At 63.8% G+C, this 13,822-nt stretch carries 14 protein-coding genes; 6 read left to right on the top strand and 8 right to left on the bottom strand.

The features are described from left to right. Positions 1-8: 8 nt before the first annotated feature. Positions 9-1,274 (bottom strand): sensor histidine kinase, encoded by a 1,266-nt coding sequence (locus tag ACFT1A_RS24050; RefSeq protein WP_378449053.1) that lies wholly within the window; start codon positions 1,272-1,274, stop codon positions 9-11. Positions 1,275-1,396: 122 nt separating this feature from the next. On the opposite strand from ACFT1A_RS24050, the gene ACFT1A_RS24045 reads away from it, so the two are divergent. Then, positions 1,397-1,633 (top strand): hypothetical protein, encoded by a 237-nt coding sequence (locus tag ACFT1A_RS24045; protein WP_378449052.1) that lies wholly within the window; start codon positions 1,397-1,399, stop codon positions 1,631-1,633. Between the two features lie 4 nt (positions 1,634-1,637). On the opposite strand, the gene ACFT1A_RS24040 is transcribed toward ACFT1A_RS24045, so the two are convergent. The 6 genes from ACFT1A_RS24040 to ACFT1A_RS24015 form a co-directional block, all read right to left on the bottom strand. Next, a complete protein-coding gene (locus tag ACFT1A_RS24040; protein ID WP_378449051.1) occupies positions 1,638-2,807 on the bottom strand; it encodes an ABC transporter ATP-binding protein in 1,170 nt (389 codons plus the stop codon). Positions 2,808-2,811: 4 nt separating this feature from the next. Beyond that, the gene (locus ACFT1A_RS24035) at positions 2,812-3,642 is read right to left on the bottom strand and encodes a carbohydrate ABC transporter permease (protein ID WP_378449050.1); all 831 of its coding nucleotides are present in this window, start codon (positions 3,640-3,642) and stop codon (positions 2,812-2,814) included. A 1-nt stretch (position 3,643) separates the two neighbouring features. Next, the gene (locus ACFT1A_RS24030; protein WP_214885765.1) at positions 3,644-4,525 is read right to left on the bottom strand and encodes a carbohydrate ABC transporter permease; all 882 of its coding nucleotides are present in this window, start codon (positions 4,523-4,525) and stop codon (positions 3,644-3,646) included. 80 nt (positions 4,526-4,605) lie between these two features. Continuing rightward, positions 4,606-5,943, bottom strand: coding sequence for an ABC transporter substrate-binding protein (locus ACFT1A_RS24025; protein WP_378449103.1), 1,338 nt, complete (start codon positions 5,941-5,943; stop codon positions 4,606-4,608). 252 nt (positions 5,944-6,195) lie between these two features. Further along, entirely contained in the window at positions 6,196-6,690 is a 495-nt protein-coding gene (locus ACFT1A_RS24020; RefSeq protein ID WP_003945065.1) for a general stress protein, read from the bottom strand. Positions 6,691-6,796: 106 nt separating this feature from the next. Further along, the gene (locus ACFT1A_RS24015; protein WP_003945087.1) at positions 6,797-7,759 is read right to left on the bottom strand and encodes a CoA ester lyase; all 963 of its coding nucleotides are present in this window, start codon (positions 7,757-7,759) and stop codon (positions 6,797-6,799) included. A gap of 73 nt (positions 7,760-7,832) precedes the next feature. On the opposite strand from ACFT1A_RS24015, the gene ACFT1A_RS24010 reads away from it, so the two are divergent. The 5 genes from ACFT1A_RS24010 to ACFT1A_RS23990 all read left to right on the top strand — a co-directional run bounded on the left by ACFT1A_RS24010 (position 7,833) and on the right by ACFT1A_RS23990 (position 13,364). Then, positions 7,833-9,119, top strand: a complete 1,287-nt coding sequence (locus tag ACFT1A_RS24010) for a magnesium transporter MgtE N-terminal domain-containing protein (RefSeq protein WP_230817403.1) — start codon at positions 7,833-7,835, stop codon at positions 9,117-9,119. Then, positions 9,116-9,658, top strand: a complete 543-nt coding sequence (locus ACFT1A_RS24005; RefSeq protein WP_003945067.1) for a DUF1003 domain-containing protein — start codon at positions 9,116-9,118, stop codon at positions 9,656-9,658. Before ACFT1A_RS24010 ends, ACFT1A_RS24005 begins: the two co-directional genes overlap by 4 nt. Before the next feature lie 75 nt (positions 9,659-9,733). After that, positions 9,734-11,197 carry a lytic transglycosylase domain-containing protein gene (locus ACFT1A_RS24000; protein ID WP_378449049.1) on the top strand — a complete coding sequence of 488 codons (1,464 nt, stop codon included), beginning with the start codon at positions 9,734-9,736 and terminating at the stop codon, positions 11,195-11,197. A gap of 145 nt (positions 11,198-11,342) precedes the next feature. Next, a complete protein-coding gene (locus ACFT1A_RS23995; protein WP_378449048.1) occupies positions 11,343-12,203 on the top strand; it encodes a lytic transglycosylase domain-containing protein in 861 nt (286 codons plus the stop codon). A 24-nt stretch (positions 12,204-12,227) separates the two neighbouring features. Next, a complete protein-coding gene (locus ACFT1A_RS23990) occupies positions 12,228-13,364 on the top strand; it encodes an Mrp/NBP35 family ATP-binding protein (protein WP_095972904.1) in 1,137 nt (378 codons plus the stop codon). Between the two features lie 64 nt (positions 13,365-13,428). Here the strand turns inward: ACFT1A_RS23990 and tatB are convergent, their stop codons facing one another. Then, positions 13,429-13,821: a Sec-independent protein translocase protein TatB gene (gene tatB / locus ACFT1A_RS23985; RefSeq protein WP_003945177.1), complete on the bottom strand. Its 393-nt coding sequence runs from the start codon at positions 13,819-13,821 to the stop codon at positions 13,429-13,431. Position 13,822 lies beyond the last annotated feature (1 nt).

Genomic DNA, 13,822 nt, shown 5'->3' with positions numbered 1-13,822 from the left:
ACAACTCCTCAGCGATCGTGGTCGGATTCGGTGACGATCTGGAACGGTATCTCAACTCGCGCGTGGGTTCCGGACTCTTCACCCGGCCCGACCGAGAACGAGCCACCCGCGGCAACCACCCGCAACTCGTGCGAGAGCAGCCCTATGTGGCCGGCGGCCCGTCGTTCGGCAATCCGATCGGCGCTGATCCCCCGGCCGTCGTCCGAGACCACCAGCACCGCACGGTGGTCCAGTCGTGCGAGCTCGATCCGAACATTGTGCGCACCGGCATGTTTGACGACGTTGGCCAGCAGCTCTCGTGCGGCGCCGAACAGGACGTCGTCCGCGGACGTGCGCAGATCGTCGTTCCAGCCCGAAGTGTCGACGTCGACCACTACTCCGCCGCGTCCCTGCGCCGATCGCGCGAGGTCCCCGATTGCGCGGGCAAGACCCACGTGAACAAGGACAGTGGGATGCAACTCCGAGACGGAGGATCTCAACAGCGTTGTCGCTTCACCGAGCGCTTTCGCGGCTCGCGCCAGGGCGACAGGCTCCGCGCTGTCTGCCAATTCGTCGAGATCCATCCGCGCCGCGAGGACGTACTGCAGCGCCCCGTCGTGCAATTGCTCCGACAGTTCCGTGCGCTCACGCTGCTCGAGCCCCATGAGCTCGGCAAGAAGGCTCGTGCGATGCCCGACGAGTTGTCCGATGGTCAGCACGCGTGATCTCTGAATCCGAGTCAATCCGACGGCGCCGGCTCCCACTCCGACCAAGGCCATGGTGCTCAACAGAATCGATGGCCACGGCTCGGAGTTCGAAGTCATCGTTGCCCAACTGGAAGCAAAGAACACACCGATCGTGCAGGCGACGACGCCGACACACACGTCGGTTCGCAGTTGTGTACAAGCCAGAACCGGAATGACGAAGAGCCCGTTGCTCAAGATGTCGGCGGTCCAACTCTGCTCGGCGGCGAGGCCGGTCAGCAGTGTCAGAGTCGCGAGCACAGCGAGGTCGACGAACAACCCGAGCCAGATCATCGTCACCGGGCCGGTGCCGCCCCTGCGGATCCACAAAGCCACCGCTGCCGACCAGAGGGCGTACGCGCCCAGAATGGCAAAACACCATCCCGCGTCGTTCATGGGCGGGACGAATATCAATGTCAGGGCGATGAACAGCACCAGAGCGCCGCGCACCGCCAACTGGAGGTACGCACCACGGTATGCGTGTTCGCGCAGTATCCGTTCGAGGTCCGGGCCGCCGGGCAGGTGTTCGGTTCGTACCGAGGATCCGTTCATGTGTCCTCCTGTGCCACCCATCCCAGTTCCCTGTGAATGAGCTTCGCACACGAGATTTCACAATCAACCCGCAATACCGTGAATGGCAGGTTCACCCCCACACAGCTATTTCAGGAGAGAGCATGATTCGGACCCGAGCAGGTAAGCGTCGCATCGCCACTCGTTTTGCCGTCGCCGGCGCCCTGGCCGCGACGCCGATCGCCGTGGTGGCCGGGACAGCACAAGCCGCCCCGGCCACCACCCATCACGAACAGTTCGGCCTGCTGATTCCCCTGCCCGAGCCGACCGACGCCGCACCCGGCCCGGAACAGGTACCGCTGCCCTGGGCCGCGACGTATTCGGTCACCTTGCCCGGGTAGAGGTTCACAGCAGCAGGTTGGCTCCCGTACCGCCGTCGAAGACCGCGATCTTGGCGGGGTCGAACCACAGATGGATCGACCTGCCCTGGGCCACCGTGGACTCGGACGAGAGCCTGGCAACCAGTTGGCCGCCACCAGCGACGGCCGTTCCCGAATCTGCGGCGAGTTCCTCGAGTTCACGAGAATTGACGGCAGGACCACCGGCAAGGAAATACGCGTACTTGTCCGAACCCATCGACTCCAACACGTCCACGTCGACGGTGAACGTACCGCCGTGCGGCGCCTGCGCTGCATCGACCAGTGCGACATCCTCGAAATGTTCCGGCCTGATCCCGACCACCACGTCTTTACCCGATCCACTGCCCGAAATCTTCGCCTGCGCCGCCGCTGGTAGGCGAACGTCACCGATCGGCGTGCTCACACCCTCGGCAGTCAACTGCCCGGGGAAGAAGTTCATGGACGGGGACCCGATGAACCCCGCGACGAACAGATTGTTCGGACGATCGTAGAGTTCCTGCGGCGCACCGATCTGTTGCACAATGCCGCCGCGCAGCACGACTACCCGATCGCCGAGCGTCATCGCCTCGGTCTGGTCGTGGGTCACGTAAATCGTTGTCGTACCGAGTCGCTGCTGTAGGCGGGCGATCTCCGTCCTCATCTGCACGCGCAGTTTGGCGTCCAGGTTGGAAAGCGGCTCATCCATGAGAAACGCCTTCGGGCTGCGCACGATTGCGCGTCCCATCGCGACACGCTGACGCTGACCACCGGACAGGTTCGCCGGTTTTCGATCGAGATGCTGGGTGAGGTCCAGTACCCGCGCTGCGTCGTCGACCTTGGCATTGATCTCGTCCTTGGACATCTTCGCCAATGTCAGTGGGAACGCGATGTTCTGGCGCACCGTCATGTGCGGATACAGCGCATACGACTGGAACACCATCGCGATGTCGCGGTCCTTGGGGGCGCGTTCGTTGACACGCTCACCCGCAATCCTCAGCTCACCGGTCGAAATGTCTTCCAGCCCGGCAATCATGTTGAGGGTCGTGGATTTTCCACAACCGGACGGGCCCACGAGAATGATGAATTCTCCGTCGGCGATGGTGATGTCGACATCACTGACCGCCTTGGCTCCGTCCGGGTACAGCTTGGTCACCTTGTCCAGCACGATCTCGGCCACAGGCTTATCCCTTCACTGCGCCGGAAGTAAGCCCGGCCACGATACGACGTTGGAAGAACAGAACAAAGATGATGATCGGAATGGTGATGACCATTGCGGCCGCGGCGATGGACCCGGTGGGCTCCTCGAATTGTGAAGCGCCGGTGAAGTTCGCGATGGCCGCAGGGGCGGTGATGGAGCGTTCGGTCGACGTCAGCGAAATCGCGAACAACAGATCGTTCCAGCAGAAGATGAACACCAGAATGCCCGCGGTGACGATGCCGGGCGCGGCAAGCGGAGCTACCACCTTCCGGAACGCCTGCCCCGGTGTCGCGCCGTCCATCTGCGCCGCCTTCTCGAGCTCCCACGGGATCTCCTTGAAGAACGCCGAGAGTGTGTAGATCGCCAACGGCAACGCAAAGGTGATGTACGGCAGGATGAGTCCAGCCCAGGTGTCGAAGAGTCCGAGCCGTCGTTCGATGTCGAACAGCGGGCTCACCAACGAAATCTGCGGGAACATCGCGATCAGCAGGGCAACGGCCACGAGCACCTTCTTGCCCGGAAAATCCAGGCGGGCAATCGCATACGCAGCCATGGTTCCGATCACCACGGCGATGACCGTCGAGATGAGTCCGATGCCGATGGAGTTGATCAGTGCACTGGTGAAGGCGCTGGTGTCGAAGATTCCTCGGTAGTTGTCCAGGGTCCACTTCTCCGGAATGAACTTGCCGTCCTTGATGGTTCCGGCAGGTTTGAAGGACAGGCTGGCGATCCACAGAACAGGAACCAACGCGTACAACAAGACCAGAAGGTTGACCACGGACCAGCTGATCTTGAGTCTGGGAGTCACGGTCATGTCAGCGTCCTTCCGTATCGGATCCGGGAGCCGAGGCACCGAAAAGTTTGATGAAGACGAACGCGATCAGGGCCACACACACGAAGATCAGCACACTGATCGCCGATCCGATGCCCAGGTTGAACGCCTTGAACAGGTTGTCGTAACCCAGGATCGACACCGACCCGGTGTCGTTCGCTCCCTTTGTCAGCACGTAGATGTTGTCGAAGATGCGGAACGCGTCGAGCGTGCGGAAGAGCAGTGCGACGAGGATGGCGGGCTTCATCAGCGGAAGGATGATGCGTACCAAGCGAGTCCACGCCCCGGCGCCGTCGACCTGAGCCGCCTTGAGGAGGTCGTCCGGAACCAAAGCCAACCCGGCGAGCAGGAGTAGCGCCATGAACGGCGTCGTCTTCCACACTTCGGCGAGGACGATGATCGCGAGCGACGGGATCTGGTCGGTGAGCGGCGCACTGCCGTCTGGCAGGAGGTTGGCGAGGTAGCCGGTTCCCGGCGTCCACGCGTAGTACCAGCTGTACGCCGCAGCGACGGTGACGATGCCGTACGGGATGAGCACCACGGTGCGGACGAGACCTTTACCCACGATCGTCCGGTGCATCACCAGCGCGATGGTCAGGCCCAGGACGAACTCGATGACGACCGAGATGACGGTGATCGACGTCGTCACGGCAAACGCCTGCCACCAGTAGCCGTCGGTAAGCACCGATACGTAATTGTCGAACCACACGAACTTTCGTTGATCCGGGAAGCGCAGGTCGTACCTCTGCAAACTCAGCCACACGGCGTAGACCACCGGATACGCGGTCACTGCGATCATGAGTATCGCGGCCGGCGCCACCAACCACAGGCCGAGTCGACGCTCGGCCGCCTTTCCGTCCGACATCTTCGACTTCTTGGAGTGCTTCGGCTCCGGTGAGGAGTCGGCGACTGCCGTTGCAGCTCCGGAGTTTTCGCTGTCGATCGTCACGGAATCAGCCCCTCCGAATTGACTGCCTTGCGTACCTGCTCGGCCAGATCGTTCACGGTCGATTCCGGATCGATATTTCCCACAGGGTTGAGCGTGGCAGTGATGAGTGTCGAAATACTCTGATAGGCAGGAGAAACCGGCCGGACCGACGCGGTGTCCAGGCTGTCGCGAACCTCACGCCATGCCGGGTACGCCTCCTGGAACGCCGGATCGTCGTACAGGCTCTCGAGCGTCGGCGGGACACCGCCGGCGACGGCGTTGTTGCGCTGATTCTCCTCGTTACGCAGGCAGGTGAGCGCTTCGAAAGCGAGGTCCGGGTGCTGACTGGTCTTGGCCACCGCGACGTTGAAGCCGCCGATCGTGACCTCCGCCGGTTTGCCCTCGATCACCGAAGGATAGGGAGCAGCAAGGAAATTCCGTTCACCGTTCACCGTCAGCACCGTATTCCCGGTGTTCTGGCTGGTGACGTTGCCCTTGTCGTCGATATACGGAAGATCGCCCTTCTCGGCGTTCGCCATGATGCCGGGAAGCACGAACGGCCAATTGACCTGGAAGGCGGACTTACCGCTCTCCATGCCCAAGCGCGACGACGCTTCGTCCCCCTGCGAAATCGAGGGATCCGCGCCCTTTGCGGTGGCGACGCGCTTCATGACGGTCAGTGCCTGCTCGGCAGCATCACCGTCGGCGACCGTCACCGTGGTTCCGTCCGGCCCCACCACCGATCCGCCCGCACTGGCGAGAAGCGTGTTGAACCAGACCATCAATCCTTCGTACTGCTTGCCCTGCACGCCGATCCAGCTGGGTCGTCCCTCCGCAGCCAGACCTTCGGAGATGTCGATCATCTGATCCCAGGTTTGGGGCGGTTGGCCGTCCGGCATCAAATCCTTTCGATACCAGAGCAATTGGGTGTTTGTGTTCAGCGGCGCCGCGTAGAGCTGGTCCTGCCACTTGGCCGACTCCAGCGGGCCCTCGAGAGTCCCGTCGCTCACCTCGGCCGCGACGTCGGCAGGAAGCGGCAATGCCCAACCGGCTTCGGCGAATTCGGCAGTCCACACCACGTCGAGCGTCATCAGATCGAGTGACTTGTCGTTGCCGGTCAGACGCCGGGCCAACTGAAGTCGCTGGTCGTCAGCACCCTTGGGCAGAGTTTTCTGCTCGACCCGGTACGCGCCGTTCGAGGCCGCCGAACAATTGGCGGCGGCTTCCGCATATTGCTCGGCGCCGTCGGCGGCGGTGTAGAAGGACAGCACCACCCCGTCGTCGTTGTCTGATCCACACGCACTGAGCAAGGGCGCCAACAACAACGCTGCCGCGCCGAGCAGGCCCACCCTCAATTTCTTTTTCTGCCCCGCCCGCGATCTCTCGTTCTGCCCCGCCCGCGATCTCTTGTTCTGCACAGCCGTCCTCCTCGGGCGGCGAGACGGCGCAGTCGTTACGGCTGGCCGACGCACCACACATCGGCACTCTTGCCGGAGAAGGGACCTATTTCCTTGTCCGGCAAACGGTCACGGGAAAGTGAGTATTACCTCGCCCGTGTGTACACAAAGTAACCGAGATCACACAAGTTGGCAGCCCGAGCAAGAATGTCAGATGGCGAGCTTGGCAAGAAGGTCGCGCGCCGACTCCGCCGTCTTGGGCTCGCACAGTACGTCGTAGCGTCCCGCGACCAACTGCATCGTGGAGGCGAAGTCCCGCTGCCCTCGCGTCGCGGCGTACGGGATGGTCGTCGAGATGACACCGAAGATGATGCCGCCCACGATGCCCGCGATCAGCGGGGCGAGGAAGCCGCCGGTGACGATTCCGAGCACCAGGCCGAAGAACACACCGAGCCAGGCACCGGAGACGATGCCGCCACCGATCACCTTGGCCCACGTCAACCGACCGAGGACTCGCTCGACCTGCATCAGATTCACGCCGACGATCGTGACGTCCTGAACCGGAAATTCTTGATCGGAGAGGTAATCGACTGCGCGCTGTGCTTCGGCGTAGGTGGGGTACGACCCGATGGGCCATCCCGAAGGCGGTGTCGGCAACGCTCCACGGCGCGACCCATTCGACGATTGACCGAGCGGATTGGACATGGCTGGCTGCGCTCCTCTTTTCGGGCACGTCATCCACGTGGATGACGCAAGTACATCTACCCCTATTGTGCCCTTTACAGACCTGATTCGTTCGGCTATGCGAGCGTCAGGCGTGTTCGGGTGGCGTGAATTCCGAGGTGCGCGTCATCCCCGCGGCGCGCCCCTTGGCCGAAATCACCAGTGCCATCTTGCGACTCGCCTCGTCGATCATCTCGTCGCCGAGCATGACGGCACCCCGCCCTCCCCCGGCGGCCGAGGTGTGGAATGCGTACGCGTCCAAGATGAGTTCCGCACGGTCGTAATCGGATTGGCGCGGACTGAACACCTCGTTGGCCGCCTCGATCTGTGTGGGATGCAGTACCCATTTACCGTCGAAGCCGAGCGCTGCCGTTCGCGCCGCCGAACGAGTGAAGGCCTCGACGTCGCGGATCTGCAGGTACGGCCCGTCGATCGCCTGGACTCCGTGTGCCCGTGCGGCCATCAAGATGGTCATCAAAATGTGGTGATAAGCATCACCGCGGTCGTAGCCGTCCGGTTGCTCGCCGACGACCAGAGTTCGCATGTTCAGGCTCGCCATGAAATCGGCCGGACCGAACACGAGCGCCTCGACACGGGGGCTCGCGGTGGCGATCGCGTCGATGTTGGTCAATCCGATCGCGTTCTCGATCTGCGGTTCGATTCCGATTCTGCCGACCTCGAGACCATTGGCTTTCTCGACCTGCGTCAACAGCAAATCGAGTGCCTGCACGTGACTCGCGTCGGGAACCTTGGGCAGCAGAATGGCGTCGAGATGGGCTCCGGCGCGGCCCACCACCTCCACGACGTCGGCATACGTCCATTCGGTGGTCCAGTCGTTGACCCGGACGACCTTGACCTGTTTGCCCCACCCGTCCTCGGCCAACGCGTCACCGATCGACTCGCGAGCCGCCTGCTTCGCCAGCGGCGCCACTGCGTCTTCGAGGTCGAGGAAGATCTCGTCGGCGGGCAATCCCTTCGCCTTGTCGATCATCTTCCGACTGCTGCCGGGAACTGCCAATACCGATCGACGGGAACGGTTGCGTGAAGTCATTTGCGGACTGCCCTTCTCGATTTTCGGTGGCGCCGTTGCAGATTTTGACGCTGGACGAATTAGCCTTGCAATCATGGCAGCAGCAGGCAAGGTATTTGCAGCCAGGCTTGCCGGCCTGGTTGTCCTCGGCCCGGACGGCGAATCGATCGGTCGTGTGCGCGACGTCGTCATCACGGTCCGCATCGGACGCCAGCAACCGCGAGTTCTCGGTCTGGTGATCGAAATGTTCACGCGCAAACGCATTTTCGTCCCGATGTTGCGAGTGACGGCTATCGAGCCGAGTGCAGTCACCCTGACCACGGGCAACGTCAGTCTGCGGCGCTTCAACCAGCGTCCGGGCGAGGTTCTCGCTCTGGCACAGGTACTCGATTCGCATGTGCGCGTGGACGACCCGGAACTCGAAGAGCTTCACGGCGCCGACACGATAGTCGTCGACCTCGGGATCGAATCGACGCGAACCCGCGACTGGGTCGTCTCGAAGGTCGCGGTTCGCGGCCATCGAGGACGCCTCGGCCGACGCGCGGCGATTCACGTCGTCGACTGGCAGCACGTCGCCGGCCTCACCCAGAGCGACCTCTCGCTCCCCGGCCAGGGCGTCGCTCACCTTCTTCTGCAGTACGAAGGGATGCGACCCGCCGACGTGGCCAACGCCATGCGCGAACTGCCGGAGAAGCGCCGCCACGAACTGGCCGTGGCACTCGACGACGAACGCCTCGCCGACGTCGTCCAGGAACTGCCGGCGGACGATCAGACCGATCTGCTGATGCACCTGGAAGTCGAACGTGCCGCCGATCTACTCGAGGCAATGGATCCCGACGACGCCGCCGACCTGCTGGGCGAGCTGCCCGAGACCGAAGCCGAATCACTACTGCAGTTGATGGACCCGCAGGATTCCGAGCCTGTTCGACGCCTGCTCGAACACTCCCCGGACACCGCCGGCGGTCTGATGACGCCTGAACCGGTGGTACTGACGGCCTCGACGACCGTCGCCGAGGCTCTTGCCCGCGCCCGCAACTACGACGTGACCCCGGCCCTGTCGAGCATGGTCTTCGTCGTGCGTCCGCCGACCGCGACTCCGACCGGGCGTTATCTCGGCTGCGTCCACTTGCAGAAACTTCTGCGCGAGCCTCCCGCCAGCCTGGTGGGAGGACTTCTCGACACCGACATGCCCCGGTTGGCTCCGGACGACTCGCTGGCGTCGGTCACCCGATATTTCGCGACCTACAACTTGGTGTGCGGGCCGGTCGTGGACGACGAGAACCACCTGATCGGGGCCGTGACGGTCGACGACGTGCTCGATCACCTCCTGCCGGAAGACTGGCGTGAGGATTACTCCGACGACGAGGAACTACTCCGATGAGCGAACGGGCGTCGAGCACGACCGCACGGCAACGACTGGAAACGCCGCGCGGAAGCCGCCGGTTCAATCTCGATTTCGACGTCGAAGCTGTCGGACGCGTCAGCGAACGCATCGCCCGCTTCCTCGGCACCGGGCGATATCTCGCAATCCAGACGATCATCGTGATCGTCTGGATCCTGATCAACGTGTTCGCGGTGGCTCTGCAGTGGGACCCGTACCCGTTCATCCTGCTCAACCTGGCCTTCTCCACCCAGGCCGCCTACGCGGCGCCGCTGATCCTCCTGGCACAGAACCGTCAGGAGAATCGCGACCGGGTCTCGCTCGAGGAGGATCGCTCACGCGCCGAGCAAACCAAGGCGGATACCGAATTCCTCGCCCGTGAACTCGCAGCTCTGCGCATCGCCGTCGGCGAGGTTGCAACCCGCGACTACCTGCGACGGGAGCTCGAAGAGATCAAGTCGATCCTTGCTGCCGACGGCGAACCGACCCCGAAGAAGAAGCACCGTGACTCGAATACTGCGAAACAAAGTCACAACTAGCTGAGCGTTCGCTGAGTTTTGCTGCACGCACCGTGACCGATATGTAACGTAAGTCACAGCAATACGGATATCACGGTGGGTACTCCGGAGCGGGAGCGCCAGCAAAGGGGAATCGTGCGAGTACGCGGAATGATTGCAGCATCCACACTGGTGGGGGGACTGCTCGTCGTCACAGGTCCAGCGGCCCTCACTGCCGGAAGCGCACCGACCGGAGGGTCACAGGTTCCCATCGCACTGGCGGGCGCCGCCTCGATTGCGCAGCCGGACTCTGTCGACTTCCTCCCGACGCCCCGCACGGTCCGAACGCAAAGATCTGCCCCGCCCAGCGATACGGTCGCGGGCGCCCCGGCAGCCCCTAACGCCGCGGCTGTCGTCCTCACCTCCCTGGGTATCCCCGAGATCGTCCTGAACGCGTACCGCTCCGCGGAGCTGGTGATGATGACCGAGGCTCCGGGATGCGGAATCCCCTGGCATCTCCTGGCCGGCATCGGCCGCATCGAATCCGGTCACGCAAACGGCGGCAAGACCACGTCGGTGGGTACAACGGTCACCCCGATCCTCGGCCCTGTCCTCGACGGACGGCTGGCCGGCAACGAAGTCATTCGAGACACCGACAAGGGCGCGATCGACGGCGACCCCACTCACGACCGCGCCGTCGGGCCGATGCAGTTCATTCCGGCCACCTGGGCCGGATATGCCAGCGACGGCAACGGAGACGGAATCAAGGACCCCAACAACGTCTTCGATGCGGCACTCTCGGCAGCGAAGTACCTCTGCAGCGGCGGACTCAACCTGCGCGATGTCACCCAGGAGACCAAAGCTGTTCTGCGATACAACAACTCGGCCGCATATGCAGCAAATGTGATCATGTGGTCGACGGCCTACAAGAACGGCGTCATTCCTTCCGGTCAGCTGCCGTACACCTCGGGCATCAACACCGGCAGCTCGGCGATCAACGCCGCCGCCTCGGCAGACTCCGCCGCTTCGGCCGTACTCGCCGCTGCTGCGGCTACCGATCCGGCGGCCGGCGACAAGGAATCAGCGTCGACGACGGCAACCCCGACCACCACTCCCCTCTTCCCGGGCCTGCCGGACATGCCTGCGCTCTCACCCGAGATCCAGGCACTGATCCCGCCAGGAGTAATGCCGGCCGGCCCGACTCCGGGACCCAACACCGCCCGGAACGCAGCTCCCGGCCCGGTCATCCCGCTCCCCGTCCTGACCTCACGGGGTCTCGTCTGGCCGATTCTGACGGCCGAGGGATGGCGCTGGCCCGACGACATGTGCGTGATCCTTCCGGACCCCGCAGCCCTCGACGCCTTGCAGGACGGCATCCTTCTGCCGTGCACGGTCCCAGGCATGGCTGTGGCTGCCACGGCACCCGCCACCACCGACGCCGCGCCCGCGGAATCTTCGCCGCCCGCCGCCCCCTCGCCTGAGCCGGCACCGGCACCGGCTCCCTCGCCGGAGCCCGCCCCAGCCCCCGCACCGGCATTCGTGCCGTTCTTCCCGGGCCTGCCCGGCATGCCCGCTCTGTAACCTAAAAATCACGAAAGAACAGTGCAAATGCCCCAAACTGCCCTTCTAGATCACGGTTGAATAACGGAAACGCAACAAATCAGGTAGCCTCGACTCCGTCAGTTGAACGGAAAACCTCCTCGCGGAGGTTCAGGAGGCATACACAGTGGGTCGGCACAGCAAGAAGACAGATTCGCACATCCGTCGAAATTCGGTCATCGCGCTCACCGGACTCATCCCTATCGGACTCGTCACCGCAGCCAACACGGCCGGCGCCGCTCCCAAGGTCCCGTTCTTCAACGCCAGCTCCGCCGAGACAGTCGACGCTGCGCCTGCCACGCAGGAACCGCAGGCGCAGATCCTGCCCGCTGTCGAAGCAATCGCCGAGCCCGCTCCCGCCGCAGCGCCGGAGCCCGCACCGCTGGCTCCCGTGCAAGCGACTCCCCCGCTCCCCGCCTCCATGGCCGAGGGCGCACTCGGAATCCCGAGCGTGAGCGTCGCCGCCTACCAGAACGCCGAGCGGATCCTCGCCGTCGAAAAGCCCAACTGCAACATGCACTGGACGCTCCTCGCCGGTATCGGTCGCGTCGAATCCGGTCACGCGAACGACGGTAAGGACGCCGACGCGAACGGCAACCTCTACAAGCCCGTGATCGGCCTGCCGCTCAACGGCAGCCTGCCCGGTCAGGCCGTGATCATGGACACCGACGGCGGCGCCCTCGACGGCGACACCGTCTACGACCGTGCAGTCGGCCCGATGCAGTTCATCCCGTCCACCTGGAACCAGTACGCCGGCGACGGCAACGGTGACGGAATCGCCGACCCGCAGAACCTCTTCGACTCCGCATTGACCACCGGCAAGTACCTGTGCGACGGCGGACTGAACATGCAGGACGTCACCCAGGTCGCGTCCGCGATCCACCGATACAACAACTCCGCGGCCTACGTCGCCAACGTTCTGGCCTGGTCGCTCGGGTACTCCACCGGCATCGTCCCCGCCGCATCGGACCTGCCGCGCATCCACTGACCTACCTGGACTTACCATGGAGTCATGTCTGTACTGACCGAGTCCGACGTACGCTCAGCGCTCGCGCGAGTTCTGGACCCAGAGATCCGCAAACCCATCACCGAACTGGGGATGGTCAAGGGGATCACTCTCTCCAGTGACAACAGCGTCGACATCGGCATCTATCTCACGACCGCCGGTTGCCCGATGCGCACCGAGATCACCGAACGCGTCACCAAAGCCGTCGCCGACGTCGCCGGAGTCGGCGCGATCCGCGTCGAACTCGACGTCATGGACGACGCTCAGCGAACCGAACTCCGCAAGTCGCTTCGCGGCGATTCCGCCGAGCCGGTCATCCCCTTCGCCCAGCCGGGTTCACTCACCCGCGTCTACGCCGTGGCTTCCGGCAAGGGTGGCGTCGGAAAGTCCAGTGTGACAGTCAATCTCGCGGCGGCCATGGCCGCGCGCGGACTGTCCGTGGGTGTACTCGACGCAGATATCTACGGTCACTCGATCCCCCGCATGCTCGGCACCGACGCCAAGCCGACTCAGGTCGAGCGCATGATCATGCCGCCCGTCGCCCACGACGTGAAGATGATCTCCATCGCGCAGTTCACCCAGGGCAACACACCTGTCGTCTGGCGCGGACCGATGCTTCACCGCGCGCTCCAGCAGTTCCTCGCCGACGTGTTCTGGGGCGATCTGGACGTGCTGCTGCTCGATCTGCCGCCCGGCACCGGTGACATCGCCATCTCGGTGGCTCAGCTCATCCCGAGCGCCGAGATCCTGGTCGTCACCACACCGCAGCAGGCTGCTGCCGAGGTCGCCGAGCGCGCGGGCGCCATCGCCCTGCAGACCCGTCAGCGTGTGGCCGGCGTCGTCGAGAACATGTCGTGGCTCGAACTTCCCGACGGCACCCGTATGGACGTCTTCGGCGAAGGCGGCGGGCAGACCGTCTCCGATCGCCTCACGAAGGCCGTCGGCGCCAAGGTTCCGCTTCTCGGACAGATCCCGCTGGATCCGTCCGTCCGTGAGGCAGGCGACGCCGGGACACCGATCGTCCTCAGCGCCCCCGACTCACCCGCCGCCATCGCACTCAAGGACATCGCCGACAAGTTGGCCGTCCGTCAGCGCGGGCTGGCCGGAATGTCGCTCGGTATCAACACGGTTCGCAACCTCTAGAACCCCGTCATACGAAAGGGCGCCTGTCACCGATCGGTGGCAGGCGCCCTTTCGTATGTCGAATCTAGGTTGCGTCGAAGTCCACGGGAGGACGTTCGCCGGCAGTGAGTGGCTTGTCCTTCGACAGCGTCTTCGGCTCCTGCACTCCGCTCTGCGGCTTCTTGTCGAAGTTGCCAGTGAAGATGGAGTCGTCACCGTCGAGGAGGTGCTGGGTGATCACAGCGCGCGGCGTCATTCCGCGCAGCTTGTTCAGATCTGCGAGTGGTTTACGCAGATCCTCGAAGTCGGTGCCCAGTTCTTCCTTGAGCTGATTGGAAGCGCCCGAGGCATATTCGCGCACCTGCCTCAGGGATTTCGTGACCCAGGAGACCGCACCAGGAAGCCGCTCAGGTCCCAAGATGACCAGAGCCGCTACGAGGAGGATCATGAACTCGCCCCAACCGATGTTGCCAAACACA

Origin of the sequence: Rhodococcus sp. NPDC057135 (assembly GCF_042670865.1) — a bacterium.
Lineage (GTDB): Bacteria > Actinomycetota > Actinomycetes > Mycobacteriales > Mycobacteriaceae > Rhodococcus_F.
The sequence above is the reverse complement of the archived record's forward strand: the minus strand, read 5'-3'. Positions and strand labels throughout refer to the sequence as shown.

What these genes read in the sequence shown, in the direction of transcription:
- ACFT1A_RS24020 (WP_003945065.1), bottom strand. Translation starts at nt 6,690, where the DNA reads ATGTCCAATCCGCTCGGTCAATCGTCGAATGGGTCGCGCCGTGGAGCG.
- ACFT1A_RS24015 (WP_003945087.1), bottom strand. Translation starts at nt 7,759, where the DNA reads ATGACTTCACGCAACCGTTCCCGTCGATCGGTATTGGCAGTTCCCGGC.
- ACFT1A_RS24035 (WP_378449050.1), bottom strand. Translation starts at nt 3,642, where the DNA reads ATGACCGTGACTCCCAGACTCAAGATCAGCTGGTCCGTGGTCAACCTT.
- ACFT1A_RS24005 (WP_003945067.1), top strand. Translation starts at nt 9,116, where the DNA reads ATGAGCGAACGGGCGTCGAGCACGACCGCACGGCAACGACTGGAAACG.
- ACFT1A_RS24045 (WP_378449052.1), top strand. Translation starts at nt 1,397, where the DNA reads ATGATTCGGACCCGAGCAGGTAAGCGTCGCATCGCCACTCGTTTTGCC.
- ACFT1A_RS24030 (WP_214885765.1), bottom strand. Translation starts at nt 4,525, where the DNA reads ATGTCGGACGGAAAGGCGGCCGAGCGTCGACTCGGCCTGTGGTTGGTG.
- ACFT1A_RS23990 (WP_095972904.1), top strand. Translation starts at nt 12,228, where the DNA reads ATGTCTGTACTGACCGAGTCCGACGTACGCTCAGCGCTCGCGCGAGTT.
- ACFT1A_RS24050 (WP_378449053.1), bottom strand. Translation starts at nt 1,274, where the DNA reads ATGAACGGATCCTCGGTACGAACCGAACACCTGCCCGGCGGCCCGGAC.
- ACFT1A_RS24010 (WP_230817403.1), top strand. Translation starts at nt 7,833, where the DNA reads ATGGCAGCAGCAGGCAAGGTATTTGCAGCCAGGCTTGCCGGCCTGGTT.